Genomic DNA, 17,344 nt, shown 5'->3' on the forward strand with positions numbered 1-17,344 from the left:
GAGGCCACTTGCAAGATTACGGAGATCGTTTCCATTACGAACACGCCACCCATAATGAACAATACGATCTCTTGTCGAACGATAACTGCCACCACTCCTAGAGCTGCACCTAAAGCCAAGGCGCCAACATCGCCCATAAAAACTTGTGCCGGATAGGTGTTGAACCACAAAAAGCCCAAACCGGCGCCGACCATCGCGCCACAAAATACAACGAGCTCACCGGAACCAGGGACAAAAGGAATATGCAGATAGTCTGCGAATACAGCATTACCAGATACATATGCGAAGATGCCCAACGCACCAGCGACTAGCACCGTTGGCATAATGGCTAAACCGTCTAACCCATCTGTTAAGTTCACCGCATTTGAGGTACCCACTAATACGAAATACGTCAGCACAATAAAGCCAGGGCCTAGATCAAAGATCACATCTTTGAATACTGGAATAATGAGCGCAGTTTCTTGCGGCAGTTCTGCTGTTAAATACAAGGCGAAAGCAGCAACAATCGCAGCAACAGATTGCCAGAAATATTTCCAACGAGCCGGAAGACCTTTTGAGTTTTTCTCGACCACTTTTCGATAATCGTCGACCCAACCGATCGCACCAAATGCAAGACAAACAAACAAAGTGATCCATACATAGCGATTACTAAGATCCGCCCATAACAACGTTGCAATGCCGATGGCTACGAGAATCAAGGCACCGCCCATTGTCGGCGTACCTGCTTTACTCAAGTGAGATTGCGGCCCATCGTCACGTACCGACTGACCAATCTGACGCGTTGTTAGCTTATTAATCATATGAGGGCCGACCCACAATGCGATCAATAGCGCTGTAATAATCCCCAATATCCCTCGGAACGTGAGATATTGAAAAACTGATAGAAAACTAAAATATTCGCTGAAAACTTCAGCCAACCAGAAAAGCATTACGCCTGACCTCGCTTAAACAATTCAATAACTTCCTCAAGTGCGACAAAACGCGATGCTTTTAATAAAACTGTCGCTGGTAGGTCAGATAGTTGCGCCAATGCCTCTGCAATTTCGCTTTTACTTTCAAATACTTTTGCTTTTTCGCCGAGCTCACTCGCCATTTCCAAAGCAAAATTACCCAATAACCAAACTTCGTCCACTGGGAGTTCACTTGCGTACTGCGCAAGCTCCCTGTGCATTTCTCCTGCTAGAGAACCTAATTCGCCCATTTCACCTAAAACAGCAATACGATTGCCGCCGTGAGCTGCCAATACGTCTAAAGCCGCTTTCATCGATGATGGGTTTGCATTGTAGCAGTCATCAATCACCGATAGATTCTCATTTAATTTAATCAGGGCCTGGCGTCCACGCTCCGGCTTAAAATTGGCTAAGCCCCGCGCGATATCTTCCATTGAAACGCGCAGAGCAATCGCAGCAGCTGCACATGCCAATGCATTTGACACATTGTGAACACCACCTGCATTTAAACTGACTCTAACGCAGTCATCTTCAAAACAGAGATCAAACACGGCTGCACTGGCATGCAATGAGATATTCTTGGCATATACATCAGCGGAATCAGACTCAATCGAATATGTAAGTACACGCTTACCATCTAATTTTTCCAGCCAAGTTTTATGAGCCTTGTCATCAATATTAACGACTGCAACACCATCATCAGAGAGTACGTCGTATATCTCACCCTTACCTTTGACGATATTTTCATAGCCGCCAAACTCGCCAATATGTGCGGAGCCAGCATTTAACAGAATCGACACATCTGGGTACACAAAACGCCCTAGATAAGCGATATCACCAATATGTCGAGCACCAAGTTCAATAACCGCAGAACACTGCTCTTGCTGTAATGACATTAGTGTTTTCGGCACACCAATTTCATTATTTTCATTCGCCTTAGTTGCGCCAACCTCGCCAACCATCGCCATAATCGCAGACAGCATTTTGCGTGTAGTTGTTTTGCCCGAACTTCCTGTAATTGCGATAACCGGTGCATCGAATTGATCTCGACAATATCGACCGATAAAACCTAGCGCTTCACGGCTATCGCCTACAATGAGTTGCGGTAGCGAAACGCTTTGCTTTTCCTCAACGACTATTGCAACAGCTCGGTCGCTGACTTGATCTACAAAACCGTGTCCATCGAATTGTTCACCGCGTAAAGCAAGGTATAAATCACCGTCTTTGATCGTTCGCGAATCAGTGCTAACGCCGGTAAATTCAACGTCATTGCCGATCAAAGCACCGCGAGTCATATCCCCTAACGTGCTTAAAGCCATTGATGCAATCATTTCTGCACCTCTTCAGCCAATAAGTGATCGCAACAATCGCTGTCGCTAAAATATGAGCGCACGCCATTCACTTCTTGGTAATCTTCATGCCCTTTGCCGGCGATAAGAACAACGTCATCAACTGAAGCGCTGTGATACGCATGGGAAATTGCCTGAGCTCGATCTGCGATACAAACAACATCGTCTTGATCAGAAAACACACTCGCGATTTGAGAAATAATTTGCTCGGGATCTTCAGTGCGAGGGTTATCGCTAGTAATAACGCAGACATCCGCAAATTCTTTTGCGATCAAGCCCATCTGTGCGCGCTTTCCTTGATCACGATCACCACCACAACCAAATACAACATGTATGCGTTTTGGCTCCAAATTACGGATGGTTTGAAGTACGTTCTCTAAAGCATCTGGTGTATGAGCATAGTCAACAACAAGCGCTGGTTTATCAGTAACGCGATGCAGCTCCATTCTTCCCTTAACGGCTTTTAACTGATTGATTGCATTTAACTCAATCACCGAGCACTGCTTCGCAAGTGCTACTCCTAATACCGCCATCACGTTGTAGAGGTTAAATTGCCCAAGGAGGTCACTGTTAAGATCAATAATCTTGTCAGCCACTTCTATTTTCGCTGTTGTCGTCATTCCCAACTGAAAATCTTTCACCAACACTTCGGCAGAGCCATTCAATGAGAATCGTAACTTCCGAACTTCAGGTCGCAAAGCTTGAAACATCACGCTAGCGTATTCATCGTCAGCATTAATTACTGCATAGCGCAAACCTTCGCTCGCAAACAAACGCGCCTTCGCCTTGGCATATTCAGCCATGGTCTGATGATAATCCAAGTGATCACGGCTTAAATTGGTAAACACAGCACCTTCAAATCGCACGCCATCAACACGACCTTGATCTAGACCGTGCGAGCTAACTTCCATCGCGACTAGCTCAGCACCCGCATCACGAAGATGTGCCAAGTACTTATGCACATCAACAACACTCGGCGTGGTATGGCCGGTATCAGTTAACTCCTCATCACGGGCACACAAACCATATCCTAGTGTCCCAATGACAGCAGAGGAAACGCCTAATGATGCAAAAAACTGCGCGATATAATTCACGACAGACGTCTTTCCGTTCGTACCAGTCACACCGATTACTTGAAGCTCTTCACTAGGCTTATGAAAGAACCGATGCGCAATTTCACCCACGAAATTACTTAAATTAGGAACAAACAATTCAATCGCACGACCATCCTCATGTACGGTCAGGTCATTCGCTTCGTTTGCATTACAATCAATCAGCACAGCAGCAGCACCGCGTTCGATCGCATCTTGCACATAGGTACTTGCAGGAGAATTTATACCTGGTAAGGCAAGGAATAAATCGCCTTGCTTAACTTTCCGACTATCGGAAACAAGCCCATGTATTTGAGTGTTCAATGCAGAGGGGACATGCTGGATGCCGAGCAAAAGACTTGCTAAATCCGAGTGATATTGGCGTGCTTTATTCATATCAACCGCGACCTCCTGCTAACGAAGACTCAACCTTGTTAACGTGCATAAGCTGGGAGAACTTGTCTGGTTCGACACTCAAAATTCGCATCGCACCATCTACGACACGTGAGAATATTGGCGCGGCAACTTCACCGCCGTAATATTCAGCGCCTGCAGGCGCATCAATCACAACAACGGTTGCGATTTTTGGATCATTAATTGGCGCTACACCCGCAAATAGGGCTTTGTACTCTTCTGCGTTATAACCATCTCTTCCTACTGTATGAACAGTACCTGTTTTGCCACCAACACTATAAAGAGGCACCTGCGCTCGCGTTCCCGTCCCACCTTTTTCAACCGTTGCACGCATGGCTTTTAAGAGCTCATTCGACACAGACTCCGGCAATACTCGCTCAACAGATTCTTTTGACTCTTTCTTGATAAGACTTAAGGATGGCTTCAATCCGCCATTCCCCAAAACCATATAGGCCTGAGCAAGCTGAAGAGCAGTCGTACTCAAACCGTAACCGTATGACATTGCAGCCAATTCAACCGGCTGCATATTGAAAGGATTAGGTAATTGCCCGATGCTTTCGCCCGGAAATCCAATACCTGTACCTTGCCCCAAACCAAGCGCATAAAACGAATCCCACAAAGCCTCTGGACCGAGATCAAGCGCCAATTTACTTGTTCCGACATTACTTGATTTAGCGATCACTTCTAGCAAGCTCAAACGGCCGTAATCTCTGTGATCACGTATTGAGCGACCGCCTAAACGTAAAAAACCTGGAGAGGTTTCAACACTATTGTTGAGTGCGTATTTCTCAGACTCTAGAGCCGAAGCCAAGGTCACAAGCTTCATGGTCGAGCCCGGCTCAAATAGGTCCGTAATGGCTCGATTACGCAGATGTGACACGTTGAGATTTGATCGATTATTCGGGTTGTAAGATGGCTGATTCACCATTGCTAAGACTTCACCGGTTTCGATATCTAGAACCACAACTGACCCCGCTCTTGCACGGTGGATATCTACAGCAGCCTTCAACTCTCGGTAAGCAAGATATTGCAGGCGCATATCAATCGAAAGGCTAATGTCATTACCCGACTGCGCCAGCTCTACGACACCTAAGTCTTTAATAACTTGACCGGCACGGTTCTTCAAAACACGACGCTTACCCTCTCGACCAGTTAACCACTCGTCATACGCGAGTTCGATACCCTCTTGGCCTTTTTCATCGATATTTGAGAAGCCCACAATGTGCGAAGCGACTTCACCTGCAGGGTAAAATCGCTTGTATTCTCTGCGGCTGTAAATACCAGAAAAACCCAGCTGCAATGCTTGCTGGGCTTCGTGAGGTGCTGCTTTTCTTTTGAGATAAACGAACTGCTTGTCTCGATTACTTTCAAGCCGCCGTTTGAGCCAACGTTTATTCACTCCAAGCGCGGCGGCAAGCTGAGCATATTCTTCATCCCCAAGTTTGACTTGGGTTGGATTTGCATAAATGGTTTCGACCGCTGCACTTATTGCCAGAGGCTCACCATATCGGTCAGATATTGTGCCTCGGTGTGCATCTAAGCGCTCAAGACGAATGGAGCGCACATCGCCTTGATGCGATAAAAAGCTTTGTTCGAAGATGTGCAAGTGCACAGCCCGACCCATCAAGGTCAAAACAACCAAGCACAAAATCGCAAGTAACGCATAATAGCGCCACATTACAATATGTGTGTTTGTTAAAGGCTTATCACTCACTTCGATATCCCAATTATTGTACTAACTCGATGGCGCTTACATTAGGTAGCACCATTTCTAATTCTTGCGTCGCGACGCTTTCAATCTGCCCTGGAGAGGCAAATGCACTCTGCTCTAAAAGCAACTGCGCCCATTCCAACTGAAGCTGATCATTACGCTCTTGAAGCAAAGCTTGCTCAGCGAATAGTTCGCGTGAAATATGCGACGAATACACAACACCAAGTGCCGTTAACGTCATTACCAACACCAAACCCATCGACAGCAACAATTCTTTGACCGGCAACACTTGCCAAATAGCTTGAAGTCGCTGAGCAACCCCGCCTTCACTGAGACCTGCATCAAACAGAGGCTTAACAGTGCCTTTTAAGGATTCAGCATGTCGCGCACGCAGGAAAAATCTTAAGTATTCATTCATCACTCAGCTTCTCCAACACGCGCATCACTGCGCTACGGGATCGTGGATTTTGTTCAATCTCTTCTTTGCTCGGCTTAATGGCCTTACTCATCAACTTAAACCGTCGCGTTATATCACTTTCTAAAACAGGGACGCCCGGTGGCGGCTCATCCCCTTTCGCTAATTTTTTCATCGCCCGCTTGACCATTCGATCTTCCAGTGAGTGAAAGCTAATAACCACAAGGCGACCACCTACTTTCAATGCACTCACAGCGCGCTCAAGGAACAACTCTAAATCAGCTAATTCTTTGTTGATCTCAATACGTATTGCCTGAAAAGCTCTCGTCGCTGGATGCTTGTGCTTCTCCCATGCTGGATTCGCTTCAGACACAATATTTGCAAGCTTCAAGGTGGTATCAATGACTTGCTTAGATCTCGCCTCGACGATTGCAGCAGCTATGCGCTTAGCAAAACGCTCTTCACCATAATCTCTTAGTACACGCACCAACTCTTGCTCTTCGACTTCTGCGAGCCACTGCTGAGCACTAATACCAGCACTGATATCCATGCGCATATCAAGAGGGCCGTCGTTCATAAAACTAAAACCTCGATCAGCTTCGTCCAACTGCGGTGACGAAACACCTAGATCAACCAATACTCCATCTGCCAACTCATCACCACGCTTAGCTAAATACAGTGGAATATCGACAAACGAGCCATGCTCTATCTCAAAACGGGCGTCTTCATCATGAAGTTTGTTTGCAACCGCAACAGCAGCTAGATCTTTATCAACTCCAACCACACGCCCTGATTCTGACAAACGACTTAAAATGAGACGGCTATGCCCACCTCTGCCAAAGGTTCCATCAACATATAGTCCTTCTTCATTGCCTATAAGGGCATCAACGGCTTCATTAAGAAGCACTGTAATATGGGCAGAGTCAGTCATAGCTATAGCGACAAGTTATGTAATTGTTCTGGAATATCATCATCAGACTCGTCAGCATCAAGCCAATCAATCCAACGTTGCTCACTCCACAATTCAAATTTCTTACCTTGACCAATCAACATGGTTTTCTTTTCAAGCCCAGCATATTCGCGCAGAGGCGTAGGCAAAAGAATGCGTCCATTTGCATCCATTTCTAATGGCGTTGCATAACCGATCATGAGTCGCTGAATTCTTCGAGAGGCTTTATTGAAACTAGGAAGTGCTTCGAGTTTAGGAAGAAGCTCTTGCCACTGATTTTCTGGATAAACCAACAAGCAACGCTCTTCGGTATGTGCAGTCACTACCACACGGCCACCACAAAAAGAAGACAGCGATTCCCGAATCTTCGTCGGAATCGCCATACGACCTTTTGCGTCCATGTTGATTGCGTGGCTGCCTAAAAACACCCTTCAAACCCCTGAATTATTATAATTTGGTAAAAAATACCAAAAAAACCCACCTTTCACTACTTTTTCCCACTATAGAAACTCAATAGTGCTAAATCAAGCAAATTTCTTAAGCAAAATGAGGGAAAGCAGCACCATTAAAGGGGTTTGAGGAGATGAACCGGAGAAAAACAGCAAGTCGTGAAGTGTTTTTTTCAATCATTTCAGTAGCATAAAGATCTATTCTAGAAATTACTTTAAGTTTAAGAATATTTTGAACGATTAAGGAAAGGAAAGAAGGGAGTTCAACTATAAAGAGGAATTTTGAGCTTGCCTATAAGCCGGGTTCTGTCGAGGACAATCATTCATCTAGGCCTGACGTCACCACCAGGCTCAAGCAACCTACCCAAACCCAGCGCGAGCCACACCGTAGGGTTTCTATTTGGTCTTGCTCCGAGTGGGGTTTACCATCGCCACGAACTGTTACCAGTCGCGCGGTGCGCTTTTACCGCACCTTTTCACCCTTACCAACAATGCTGGCGGTATACTTTCTGCTGCACTTTCCGTAGGCTCGCGCCCCCCAGGGGTTACCTGGCACTCTGCTCTATGGAGCCCGGACTTTCCTCTTCTCGAAAGAAGCGATTGTCCAGCAAGCTCGGCACGTAGTGTAATCACTAACAAATAGATCGCAAGTTTTTAATTGGCAATAAACAGGTAAGCGCGCTAGAAGAGAGGCTTAAACTCGTCTCTCACTGCTGTTCTTCGATTGGAATTGGCTGAATCAACATTGAACACATAAGCATCCCCCGCATTTCGATCAAAATCATTCGGATCAACATTAATCGACGCGCGGCGATCGAAATCTCTATCTAAAACAAACCTAGTAAAGCCAAGCTCATTAGAACGCGCCTCGAACAAACGATCGACTCGATTTACCTCAAAATCTGGCTCGTCAGTTTCACCCTCAGGGTCATCTGCATTGATCGCAGTTTGAATAGCAGCAGACTCTTCTTGAACGGCCTGTTTGATTACCGCAGCAGGCAACTCATCAACGAAACCCACCTCAAACCCAGAGCCCGATGAATTGCGCCGCTCATCAGCCCAAGCCTCAACCTGATCAGCTAAAGCAGAATCCAAAGGAGCACTTCCTTGGTCTTGCCCATCAACATCACCGTCTCGAAAAGGTAGCGACTCGTATCCATCTATTGTTATACCTGCCGCCGGAGAGCCCGCAACATTCAAAAGAGCCTCAGCAGATTCTGCCGATACAGCAGACACGGAATCTAGCGCTCCTTCGGACAGCAAATCAAAGGCATATGAATTTTTAAGAGGAACGAAAACAAAAAGAATAATGCCGACACGGCAAGAACAACACTTAATGCATCGGTAGAGATCAATCATGAGCTCACCTTGCAATATTTATTTAGTCCAGAGTTTGGTTCAATTTTTGACTTTTAACAAGGAACGAACACTAATTTTCTACTAGCAGCTTATATAGATCTTTTTTATTCAAGGCATAATGCTCAGCCACAAGAGAAGCCGCTTTTTTGGGAGGCACTTCTTTTGCCAAAGACAAAAGTAAAGCACGTGCCTCTGGCGTTATTTCGCTAGAAGCATCACTCTCCTGAACACCTTCAACCAAAAGAACGAACTCACCACGACGCTGGTTTTCGTCTTCATTCAAGCTCGACAAAACGTCTTCAACGGTACCAACAAGAAAAGTTTCAAACGTTTTCGTTAACTCACGAGCCAAACATATATTTCTAGCCGGCAACTCGTCACACAGAGCTTTCATCGTATCCATAATTCGATGGGTCGATTCGTAAAATATCGTTGTCCGTTGCTCATCGACCAATGCTGCCAACTGTTCTCGCTTCGCTTTTTGCTTAACAGGTAAGAAACCTTCGAAGGAAAATCGAGCACTCGCGACCCCAGATGCACTTAGTGCGGCAATTAACGCACATGCACCCGGAACAGGTAAAACCTTTACACCCTGTGCCCGCGCCTGAGACACCAGCACATAGCCTGGATCTGAAATCAGGGGCGTGCCTGCATCAGAGACCAACGCTACGCTCTTTCCTTGATTAACCAAACCAACGAGCTGATCAACCCGTTCTCGCTCATTATGCTCATGCAGGGAGAGCATTTCTTTCTGAATACCTAGATGAGACAACAACTTCTTTGTATGCCTTGTATCTTCCGCCGCGATCAGATCGGCATTTCCAAGAACTTCGATCGCTCGCTGAGAAATATCGCCTAAATTACCAATAGGTGTGGCAACAATATAAATAGCGCTTTCCAAATTTGTTATCCTCGCTCTAGAATTACCGTATGATAACAGCTTCGTTCCTCCTACTGCATTCAACATGATTAGAATACCCTTAAGATTTCTGACGCTCTCACTCTCAATTGGCTTAATCATTGCCGGGTGCAGCAGTCAGCCCAAGACCATAACTGGCGGGAAATCTCCTGAACAAGAAATCAAACCTTTAAGCGTTGGAGAACAGTATCTTCAAGATGCGAAAGCGCAAACATCCGAAACCCAAAAGAATCGATATTATTTAAACGCTGCACAAGCCTTTCTTGAGCAAGGCTATTACACACAAGCGCAACATGCTTTACAGAACGTACAAACGCAGAGCTTAACATCAGACGAACTTTCCACTTATAACCTGACGTTAATTGAAACATCTCTTCAAACAAATAATGTCGAAACTTTAAAAACAACGCTAGACGACCTCCAGGTCGATAGCATCCTCAGAACTAGCCTGTCTCAGCAAGAAACTATTGTTCGCTTACTTGCGACGGCATATAGCAAAATAAACCACCCTTTGGATGCAGCAGTACTCCTATCAGATTACCAAGGCGTCTTTGGCTATCAACAGAGCGCGCAGCTTAGCGAGGAAATTTGGTTACTACTCCAAAGAACCGAATTAAACGACCTCGTCGCATTTCAAGAAGATGGCCATCTAGATAACACCATCGCTTGGGTAGATCTCGCAAAACAACTCAAGTTTTCGACGGCAAGTATCGACGAGCAATACACTCTTCTTACAAACTGGCTCAACCAAAACCCTCGCCACCCAGCTACTGACAACCTCCCTTTTGAACTTGAAGCACTAATTAAGCTTCCTGAAACGGCGCCCAATAAAATTATTCTGGCGCTGCCATTTAGCGGGCAATTTGAAAATATTGGCATTGCTATTACCGACGGGTTCTTGGCTGCGAACTTTAATGCACAAAAACCAATCAGCATCGAGGCATTTGATACGAACCGCCAAACAATCCCTGCGTTATATAACCAAGCAATCGATAACAGTCCGAACACACTTATTATTGGTCCGGTTGTAAAATCAAACATTCAACAACTTAATGATTTGACGGAATTGCCTATTACGACCTTGGCGTTAAATTCCTCAGACGGAACACTCATCAATGACGAGTTATATTTCTTCGGACTTGCTCCAGAACACGAATTAGCTCAAATCGCTAACCGATTAATAGAGCAAGGCTTGAACCGCGTTGCGATCATTGGCGAAACCACAAGCCGTGGGTCACGTTTAACAAGTACTTTCTACGAACTATTTGAGAAGCAAGGTGGAAACGTCGTTGCACAAGCTGCCTATGGCAAGGAAACCTCTCTCTCTGACGCAGTTGCAGCGCTTCTATCTACCGACACAAGCAAGAAGCGTAGCAACGCAATAGCGCGGCTTACCGGCTTAAAACTTGAGACCCGCCCCGAACGACGTCGTGATATTGATGCAATTGTGTTACTCGGAAACAATCAGAACGCCAAACGCATCAATCCGCTCTTTGCATTCAACTTCGCTGATGACGTTCCGGTATTCGCCACATCAAGTATCCACGAACCGAACAGTACAGACACGAACAATGACCTATCTGGAGTCCAATTTATAGATATCCCGTGGGCTTTTAATAAAACAGATCGAATTAAGCTACAAATCGATGCCTCGCGAAAGAATATCGCAGCACAATACATGCGCTTTTACGCTTTAGGCGCCGATGCGTATTCACTATCGCCACGCTTAGCGTTGCTCCGCGAGATCCCAAATAGCTTTGTTCAGGGACGAACAGGGAAACTGTCTATTGACGACGATGGATCAATCATCCGAAGACTGCAATGGGCTAAATATCAAGGTGGGAAAGCTATACCAATTAATTAATTCTTGTATCAGGGACGATATAAATGAACAACAAGGGAACGAAATACGAGCGATTAGCAGAAAAGCATCTATTGAAGAACGGACTAAAACTTATTGCCCGCAATTATTCATGCCGCCTAGGAGAAATCGATCTTATAATGCGCGATCACCACGCGATTGTATTTGTCGAAGTTCGTTATCGTAAAACCGATACCTTTGGCAGTGCGCAAGAAAGTATCAACAACACAAAACAAGCAAAACTAGTAAAAACTGCCTTACTTTACATGCAACAGCACAAACTATTTGATAGCACCTGTCGTTTCGATACCGTCACATTCGCCACACATGAATGCAAACAGCCTATCAACTGGATTAAATCAGCATTTGGAGCACCTGACTACCAATGAACGACCTTTCCCCAATTGCCAAATATTTGTGCGACCAAATCGATATCGCCTCAGAGCACATTCCGAGCATTGCATCAGAAACCGATCACGCAAGCACCTTAATCGTAGACGCCCTACTTAATGACAAAAAGCTCTTAGTATGCGGCCTTGGGTTTGCCAACCCGATTGCACAAATCATTAGTTCTGCCTTTATTGACCAATATGAATTTGAGCGCCCAGGCTTCCCTGCAATAAATATCGATTTAGACAGCCTAAATAGCGACACGCCATCTGCCAATATGATCGCTAAACAGATTCAAGCAATGGGAATGGAAAGTGATGTATTAGTATTAATCAGTATCGGAGATGAACACAAAAGTTTCGAGGAAGCCCTAACAACAGCACGAGAAAAAGGAATCAAAACACTGCTCATTAATGGCTCCGAAGATGCGACAAACTATATGACTGATGCCTTGATCAAGCTACCAACAAATTCCATCTCGAACGGACTTCAGTTGGCGATATTTGCCTGCAACGCTCTTATAAAATCTGTTGAATCGAAGCTATTTGGCGCAGCCTTATAAAGGCTTACTTAACTATCTTCAAAGATGGCTTCTGAGGTGAAGAACCTTGCTCTTGTACCGGCTCTTCATCGAATGGTGGCGGCTCAGGTGCACCTGGCTCTGCACCAAAAACCATGCCTTGACCATTCTCTTTTGCATAGATTGCCATGACAGCAACTACTGGGATATATACCTGCATCGGAACACCACCAAAACGAGCTTGAAACTCAATTGCGGCATCTTCGATAAGTAAATTTGTTACAGCGCTAGGACTGATGTTGAGGATGATCTGACCATTAGTTACATAATCTTCAGGCACATGAACGCCCTGAATACCGGCATCCACTACCAAATACGGTGTTAGGCCGTTATCAATAATCCATTGATTTAATGCACGAACCAGGTATGGCCTACTTGGGGTCACACCATCCTCCTTGTATGCTAGTGACTAGTGACGCATTTCTGCTTCAACTTCAGACAAACTCTCTTGGAATGACTCACGAGAGAACATCTGATCCATATAACGTAATATCGGCTTAGCTGCTGGCTCTGACAACTCAATGCCTAGCACAGGCAAACGCCACAACAAGGCCGCAATGCAGCAATCTACAATCGTAAACTCTTCACTCATAAAGAAAGGCTTATCAGCAAAAATTGGTGCTGTTGCCAAAAGACTTTCTTTGAACTCTTTACGCTTTTCATTTGCAGATGAAGATTCTGGATCCGCTAGGATAGAGTCAACAAGAGAGCACCAGTCTTTTGAAATTCGGTACATCATTAGACGACTCTGCGCGCGTGCTACTGGGTAGACAGGCAACAATGGAGGATGAGGGAAACGCTCATCTAAATACTCCATCATGATATCAGCTTCATACAATACAAGATCACGATCTACCAATGTAGGCAATTCATTGTATGGGTTATGATCAGCTAACTCTGCAGGCTTTTCATCTGGATCGACATCAATAATATCTACTGCCACACCTTTTTCGGCGAGAACGATACGGACTCGGTGGCTATAGTGGCTTGCACCATCAGAAAAAAACGTCATCGACGACCGTTTGGTCACAACGCCCATACAAGAGCTCCTTATAAATAGAACGCATCGAAAATTCGATACATAGAATACAAAACTGCCAGAATTATACACACTTATCAAAGCGCGTCATAATTCAACACACGTTATAACAAAAAAGGCCGTTAGCGTTTGCCAACAGCCTTATAGCTACTTAGATAGACTTAGTGGATATCGCGCCAGTACTCTTTATTCAAGAAGTAGACGAACACAAAGAAGAACGCCAAGAAGACAAGAACGTATAATCCTATACGCTCACTTTCTATCCGTGACGGCTCACCGACATACTCAAGGTAATTTACCAAATCATAGATGGCTTCGTCATACTCAGCTGGCGTCATAGAACCTTCCGACTTATATTCTTGACAGCCACTACTCTTAACGATGTTACCTGAAAGAGGATCAACTTCAGTATCAATACCCATAAGTGGCGGCTCAGCACACATACCCTGCAGGTCTGCTAGAACATGTGGCATACCGACATCTTTGAATACGACATTATTTACCCCATATGGACGCGAAGGATCTGCATAAAAACCACGCAAGTAACTATACAACCAATCTGGCCCCCGTAACCGCGCCACCAACGTCAAGTCAGGCGGTGGATTGCCAAACCAAGCTTTCGCTTGATCTTTATCCATAGAGGTAGTCATCAATTGACCGATCTTAGCGTCGCCCTCAAGTAGATTTTCTTCAAAAATCTCTTTTGGGATACCTAAGTCATTTGCAGAACGTTCATAGCGCGAGTACTCAAGCGAGTGGCATCCAAAACAGTAATTAGTAAACAACGCCATCCCACGCTGCATAGACTCTTGATCACGAATATCAGTATCAATATCATCAACAGGAGCCGCCGGTCCAACAGCTGCCAATACACTGTTCACACTAATTGTGAAAAATAACGTAGCAACGAGCTTAATCATTTCATTGTCACCCTTTCTGGTACAGGCTTAGTTTTCTCAATACTTGTATACCAAGGCATAAGAATGAAATAAGCGAAGTAAATAACAGTCAAGACCTGAGCAAGCAAAGTTCTACCTGGAGTTGCTACCACAACACCCAAGTAACCAAGAATGCAGAACGAAATGATAAACAACACAAGAGCAATTTTACTTAAGTTGCCTTTATAACGCATTGAACGCACCGGGCTACGATCTAACCATGGCAATACGAACAGAATTGCTATTGCCGCACCCATCGCCACAACACCCAAGAACGCATCCGGAACAGCACGCAAGATTGCATAGAATGGCGTGAAGTACCATACAGGCGCAATGTGATCAGGCGTCTTAAGAGCATTCGCCGGCTCAAAATTAGGCTTCTCTAAAAAATAACCACCCATTTCAGGGAAGAAGAAGACCACCGCGCAGAATACGAACAAAAATACAACAATACCGACCATATCGTGCACTGTGTAGAAAGGATGGAAAGGAATACCATCTTTTGGGATACCGTTTTCATCTTTGTCTTTCTTAATATCGATACCATCCGGGTTATTAGAACCAACTTCATGAAGCGCGAGAATATGCAACACAACCAACGCAAGAATAACGATTGGTAACGCAACAACGTGAAGAGCAAAGAAACGGTTTAAGGTAATGCCTGAAATCAGGTAGTCACCACGAATCCACAAAGCCAACCCTTCACCGATGTATGGAATTGCACCAAAGAGGTTAACAATTACCTGAGCACCCCAGTAAGACATCTGTCCCCAAGGTAATAAGTAGCCCATAAATGCTTCGGCCATAAGAGCTAGGTAAATAGTCATACCAAAGATCCAGACCAACTCACGCGGCTTTTTGTACGAACCGTACAGCAGACCTCTGAACATATGCATATAAACAACAACAAAAAATGCCGAAGCACCTGTTGAATGCAGATATCGTAACAACCAACCATATTCAACATCACGCATGATGTATTCAATAGACGCAAATGCACCCTCTGCTGAAGGGTTATAACTCATTGTTAGCCAAATGCCAGTTAAAAGCTGGTTAGCTAAAACAACAAACGACAATACGCCGAAGAAGTAAAAAACATTAAAATTCTTTGGCGCATAATATTTACTCATATGCTTTTCAAAAGCATTGACGACCGGTAAACGCTCGTCAATCCATGAAATTAGCTTTTGCATTACGCAGCCTCCTCATCAACACCAACCATAATTGTGGCATCATCAAGATACTTATATGGTGGTACAACTAAGTTAGTTGGCGCAGGAACACCTTTAAATACGCGACCTGCTAAATCAAAACGTGAGCCGTGACACGGACAGAAGAATCCGCCCATCCAGTTTTCATCAAACTCTTGAGGCTCAACTTCAGGAACAAACTGGGGAGAACAACCTAGATGAGTACAAATACCAACTAGCACTGCGTACTCTGGTTTAGTTGATCGATACACACCTTTCACATACTCAGGCTGCTGAGGCACTTCTGACATTGGGTCACGCAGACGGTCAGCTAACTTATCTAAGTTATCTAACATCTCTTGAGTACGACGAATAACCCAAACTGGCTTACCTCGCCATTCAACAGTCATACGCTGACCCGGCTCCAACTTACCCACCGATGCTTTAACTGGCGCACCCGCAGCTTTTGCTTTGGCACTTGGATTCCATGAGGCCACAAACGGGACTGCAGCACCTATCGCACCAACACCCCCAACCACTGAAGTCGCACCTATCAAAAATCTGCGACGGCTCGCATTAACGTCGCCTTCACTCATACAGGCTTCCCCCGAAAATAAAAATAATACTCATATCTTATTATTTGTAGCCCCTAGCGCTTTAGCCACCAAGAACTTTTAGAGCACTAAATACCTTACCCACACAAAAGGTAGGGCATATCCTAAAAGCCACAAATAGTAATTAAATTAAGATAGGCCATCAACAACTTTAATCGATTTGTTGACAGTTAAATGTTCGGCTAAAAAAAAGCGCCTGACAGCAAATACCGACAGGCGCTTTTTAATATACTGCATATTAACGCTTAGAGAACTGAGGACGTTTACGCGCTTTGCGTAGACCAACCTTCTTACGTTCAACAGCACGCGCATCACGTGTTACCCAACCTGCTTGACGAAGCGGGCTACGCAATGACTCATCATACTCAATCAAAGCACGCGCAATACCGTGACGAATAGCACCAGCTTGACCTGTAGTACCACCACCTTTAACAGTTACTTTAACGTCTAGTTTGTCAGCCATTTCGACCAACTCAAGAGGTTGACGAACAACCATTTGAGCAGTTTTACGACCAAAAAACTCGTCTAGAGGACGGCCATTAACTTCAATTTGACCAGAACCAGACTTTAAGAACACTCGTGCCGCCGAAGTTTTACGACGACCAGTACCATAGTTATATGTAGTTGACATAATCGCCTTCCGTTAAACTTCTAGATCTTTTGGCTGCTGAGCAGTGTGCGGATGCTCGTTACCCGCATACACTTTCAACTTCTTGAACATTGCACGACCAAGTGGACCACGTGGCAACATGCCTTTTACCGCACCTTCGATTACACGCTCAGGAGCTTTATCAATCAATTTTTCAAAAGAAATTGATTTCAAGCCACCAATGTAACCTGTGTGATGGTGATAAATCTTGTCACTTGCTTTTTTACCAGTTACGGCAACTTTCTCAGCATTAACAACGACAATGTAATCGCCTGTATCAACGTGAGGAGTGTATTCTGGTTTATGCTTGCCCCGCAAACGGCGCGCGATTTCGGTCGACAAACGACCTAGTGTTTTGTCTGTAGCATCAACTACATACCAGTCACGTTTTACCGATTCTGGCTTTGCACTTAACGTTTTCATTTAATTCGCCTTTAACTCTTCCGAGTAACCTAAAACTGTACACGTTTTTGTGTC

The 17,344-nt window shown here is 44.9% G+C and carries 19 protein-coding genes and 1 other RNA gene; 3 read left to right on the forward strand and 17 right to left on the reverse strand.

The window, feature by feature from the left end; all coding sequences use genetic code 11:
- The 10 genes from mraY to rsmI form a co-directional block, all read right to left on the reverse strand.
- The coding region (gene mraY, locus A3762_RS16960) for a phospho-N-acetylmuramoyl-pentapeptide-transferase (protein WP_068756750.1) at positions 1-929 on the reverse strand (929 nt) is incomplete at its 3' end.
- Positions 929-2,281 carry a UDP-N-acetylmuramoyl-tripeptide--D-alanyl-D-alanine ligase gene (gene murF / locus A3762_RS16965; protein ID WP_068756752.1) on the reverse strand — a complete coding sequence of 451 codons (1,353 nt, stop codon included), beginning with the start codon at positions 2,279-2,281 and terminating at the stop codon, positions 929-931. The genes murF and mraY, both read right to left, overlap by 1 nt.
- Complete coding sequence (locus tag A3762_RS16970; RefSeq protein ID WP_068756754.1) at positions 2,278-3,786, reverse strand: UDP-N-acetylmuramoyl-L-alanyl-D-glutamate--2,6-diaminopimelate ligase; 1,509 nt, start codon at positions 3,784-3,786, stop codon at positions 2,278-2,280. Before A3762_RS16970 ends, murF begins: the two co-directional genes overlap by 4 nt.
- Position 3,787: 1 nt before the next feature.
- The gene (locus tag A3762_RS16975) at positions 3,788-5,518 is read right to left on the reverse strand and encodes a penicillin-binding protein 2 (RefSeq protein WP_231878845.1); all 1,731 of its coding nucleotides are present in this window, start codon (positions 5,516-5,518) and stop codon (positions 3,788-3,790) included.
- A gap of 13 nt (positions 5,519-5,531) precedes the next feature.
- Positions 5,532-5,933, reverse strand: coding sequence for a cell division protein FtsL (gene ftsL / locus A3762_RS16980; protein WP_082869205.1), 402 nt, complete (start codon positions 5,931-5,933; stop codon positions 5,532-5,534).
- Complete coding sequence (rsmH, locus tag A3762_RS16985; RefSeq protein ID WP_068756757.1) at positions 5,926-6,861, reverse strand: 16S rRNA (cytosine(1402)-N(4))-methyltransferase RsmH; 936 nt, start codon at positions 6,859-6,861, stop codon at positions 5,926-5,928. The genes ftsL and rsmH overlap by 8 nt, the downstream gene beginning before the upstream one ends.
- A 2-nt stretch (positions 6,862-6,863) precedes the next feature.
- A complete protein-coding gene (gene mraZ / locus A3762_RS16990) occupies positions 6,864-7,307 on the reverse strand; it encodes a division/cell wall cluster transcriptional repressor MraZ (protein WP_068756759.1) in 444 nt (147 codons plus the stop codon).
- Positions 7,308-7,607: 300 nt separating this feature from the next.
- Positions 7,608-7,944: RNase P RNA component class A (rnpB, locus tag A3762_RS16995), an RNA gene on the reverse strand.
- Positions 7,945-8,009: 65 nt separating this feature from the next.
- Complete coding sequence (locus A3762_RS17000; RefSeq protein ID WP_068756761.1) at positions 8,010-8,687, reverse strand: hypothetical protein; 678 nt, start codon at positions 8,685-8,687, stop codon at positions 8,010-8,012.
- Positions 8,688-8,757: 70 nt separating this feature from the next.
- Positions 8,758-9,588: a 16S rRNA (cytidine(1402)-2'-O)-methyltransferase gene (gene rsmI, locus A3762_RS17005; RefSeq protein WP_231878764.1), complete on the reverse strand. Its 831-nt coding sequence runs from the start codon at positions 9,586-9,588 to the stop codon at positions 8,758-8,760.
- Positions 9,589-9,652: 64 nt separating this feature from the next.
- On the opposite strand from rsmI, the gene A3762_RS17010 reads away from it, so the two are divergent.
- The 3 genes from A3762_RS17010 to A3762_RS17020 are packed head-to-tail and all read left to right on the forward strand — an operon-like array spanning position 9,653 to position 12,419.
- A complete protein-coding gene (locus A3762_RS17010) occupies positions 9,653-11,470 on the forward strand; it encodes a penicillin-binding protein activator (protein ID WP_068756763.1) in 1,818 nt (605 codons plus the stop codon).
- A gap of 23 nt (positions 11,471-11,493) precedes the next feature.
- On the forward strand, positions 11,494-11,856 hold the full coding sequence (locus A3762_RS17015; RefSeq protein ID WP_068756765.1) for a YraN family protein: 363 nt from the start codon (positions 11,494-11,496) through the stop codon (positions 11,854-11,856).
- Entirely contained in the window at positions 11,853-12,419 is a 567-nt protein-coding gene (locus A3762_RS17020; RefSeq protein ID WP_068756767.1) for an SIS domain-containing protein, read from the forward strand. Before A3762_RS17015 ends, A3762_RS17020 begins: the two co-directional genes overlap by 4 nt.
- Before the next feature lie 4 nt (positions 12,420-12,423).
- On the opposite strand, the gene A3762_RS17025 is transcribed toward A3762_RS17020, so the two are convergent.
- The 7 genes from A3762_RS17025 to rplM form a co-directional block, all read right to left on the reverse strand.
- A complete protein-coding gene (locus tag A3762_RS17025) occupies positions 12,424-12,822 on the reverse strand; it encodes a ClpXP protease specificity-enhancing factor (RefSeq protein ID WP_068472966.1) in 399 nt (132 codons plus the stop codon).
- Positions 12,823-12,846: 24 nt separating this feature from the next.
- The gene (locus A3762_RS17030) at positions 12,847-13,476 is read right to left on the reverse strand and encodes a glutathione S-transferase N-terminal domain-containing protein (RefSeq protein ID WP_068472969.1); all 630 of its coding nucleotides are present in this window, start codon (positions 13,474-13,476) and stop codon (positions 12,847-12,849) included.
- A gap of 161 nt (positions 13,477-13,637) precedes the next feature.
- Positions 13,638-14,396, reverse strand: coding sequence for a cytochrome c1 (locus A3762_RS17035; protein WP_068756769.1), 759 nt, complete (start codon positions 14,394-14,396; stop codon positions 13,638-13,640).
- Positions 14,393-15,607, reverse strand: coding sequence for a cytochrome bc complex cytochrome b subunit (locus A3762_RS17040; RefSeq protein ID WP_068472975.1), 1,215 nt, complete (start codon positions 15,605-15,607; stop codon positions 14,393-14,395). Before A3762_RS17040 ends, A3762_RS17035 begins: the two co-directional genes overlap by 4 nt.
- Positions 15,607-16,200 (reverse strand): ubiquinol-cytochrome c reductase iron-sulfur subunit, encoded by a 594-nt coding sequence (gene petA, locus A3762_RS17045; protein ID WP_068472978.1) that lies wholly within the window; start codon positions 16,198-16,200, stop codon positions 15,607-15,609. The genes A3762_RS17040 and petA overlap by 1 nt, the downstream gene beginning before the upstream one ends.
- A gap of 256 nt (positions 16,201-16,456) precedes the next feature.
- Complete coding sequence (gene rpsI / locus A3762_RS17050) at positions 16,457-16,849, reverse strand: 30S ribosomal protein S9 (RefSeq protein ID WP_068456560.1); 393 nt, start codon at positions 16,847-16,849, stop codon at positions 16,457-16,459.
- 12 nt (positions 16,850-16,861) lie between these two features.
- Positions 16,862-17,290: a 50S ribosomal protein L13 gene (gene rplM / locus A3762_RS17055; protein ID WP_068472981.1), complete on the reverse strand. Its 429-nt coding sequence runs from the start codon at positions 17,288-17,290 to the stop codon at positions 16,862-16,864.
- Between the last annotated feature and the right edge of the window lie 54 nt (positions 17,291-17,344).

The organism is Oleiphilus sp. HI0125 (genome assembly GCF_001635355.1).

Bases quoted from the DNA above. Each gene is read 5' to 3' on its own strand.
- murF (WP_068756752.1), bottom strand. From the start codon at position 2,281: ATGATTGCATCAATGGCTTTAAGCACGTTAGGGGATATGACTCGCGGT.
- A3762_RS16970 (WP_068756754.1), bottom strand. From the start codon at position 3,786: ATGAATAAAGCACGCCAATATCACTCGGATTTAGCAAGTCTTTTGCTC.
- ftsL (WP_082869205.1), bottom strand. From the start codon at position 5,933: ATGAATGAATACTTAAGATTTTTCCTGCGTGCGCGACATGCTGAATCC.
- rsmH (WP_068756757.1), bottom strand. From the start codon at position 6,861: ATGACTGACTCTGCCCATATTACAGTGCTTCTTAATGAAGCCGTTGAT.
- A3762_RS17000 (WP_068756761.1), bottom strand. From the start codon at position 8,687: ATGATTGATCTCTACCGATGCATTAAGTGTTGTTCTTGCCGTGTCGGC.
- A3762_RS17010 (WP_068756763.1), top strand. From the start codon at position 9,653: ATGATTAGAATACCCTTAAGATTTCTGACGCTCTCACTCTCAATTGGC.
- A3762_RS17015 (WP_068756765.1), top strand. From the start codon at position 11,494: ATGAACAACAAGGGAACGAAATACGAGCGATTAGCAGAAAAGCATCTA.
- A3762_RS17020 (WP_068756767.1), top strand. From the start codon at position 11,853: ATGAACGACCTTTCCCCAATTGCCAAATATTTGTGCGACCAAATCGAT.
- A3762_RS17030 (WP_068472969.1), bottom strand. From the start codon at position 13,476: ATGGGCGTTGTGACCAAACGGTCGTCGATGACGTTTTTTTCTGATGGT.
- A3762_RS17035 (WP_068756769.1), bottom strand. From the start codon at position 14,396: ATGATTAAGCTCGTTGCTACGTTATTTTTCACAATTAGTGTGAACAGT.
- A3762_RS17040 (WP_068472975.1), bottom strand. From the start codon at position 15,607: ATGCAAAAGCTAATTTCATGGATTGACGAGCGTTTACCGGTCGTCAAT.
- petA (WP_068472978.1), bottom strand. From the start codon at position 16,200: ATGAGTGAAGGCGACGTTAATGCGAGCCGTCGCAGATTTTTGATAGGT.
- rpsI (WP_068456560.1), bottom strand. From the start codon at position 16,849: ATGTCAACTACATATAACTATGGTACTGGTCGTCGTAAAACTTCGGCG.
- rplM (WP_068472981.1), bottom strand. From the start codon at position 17,290: ATGAAAACGTTAAGTGCAAAGCCAGAATCGGTAAAACGTGACTGGTAT.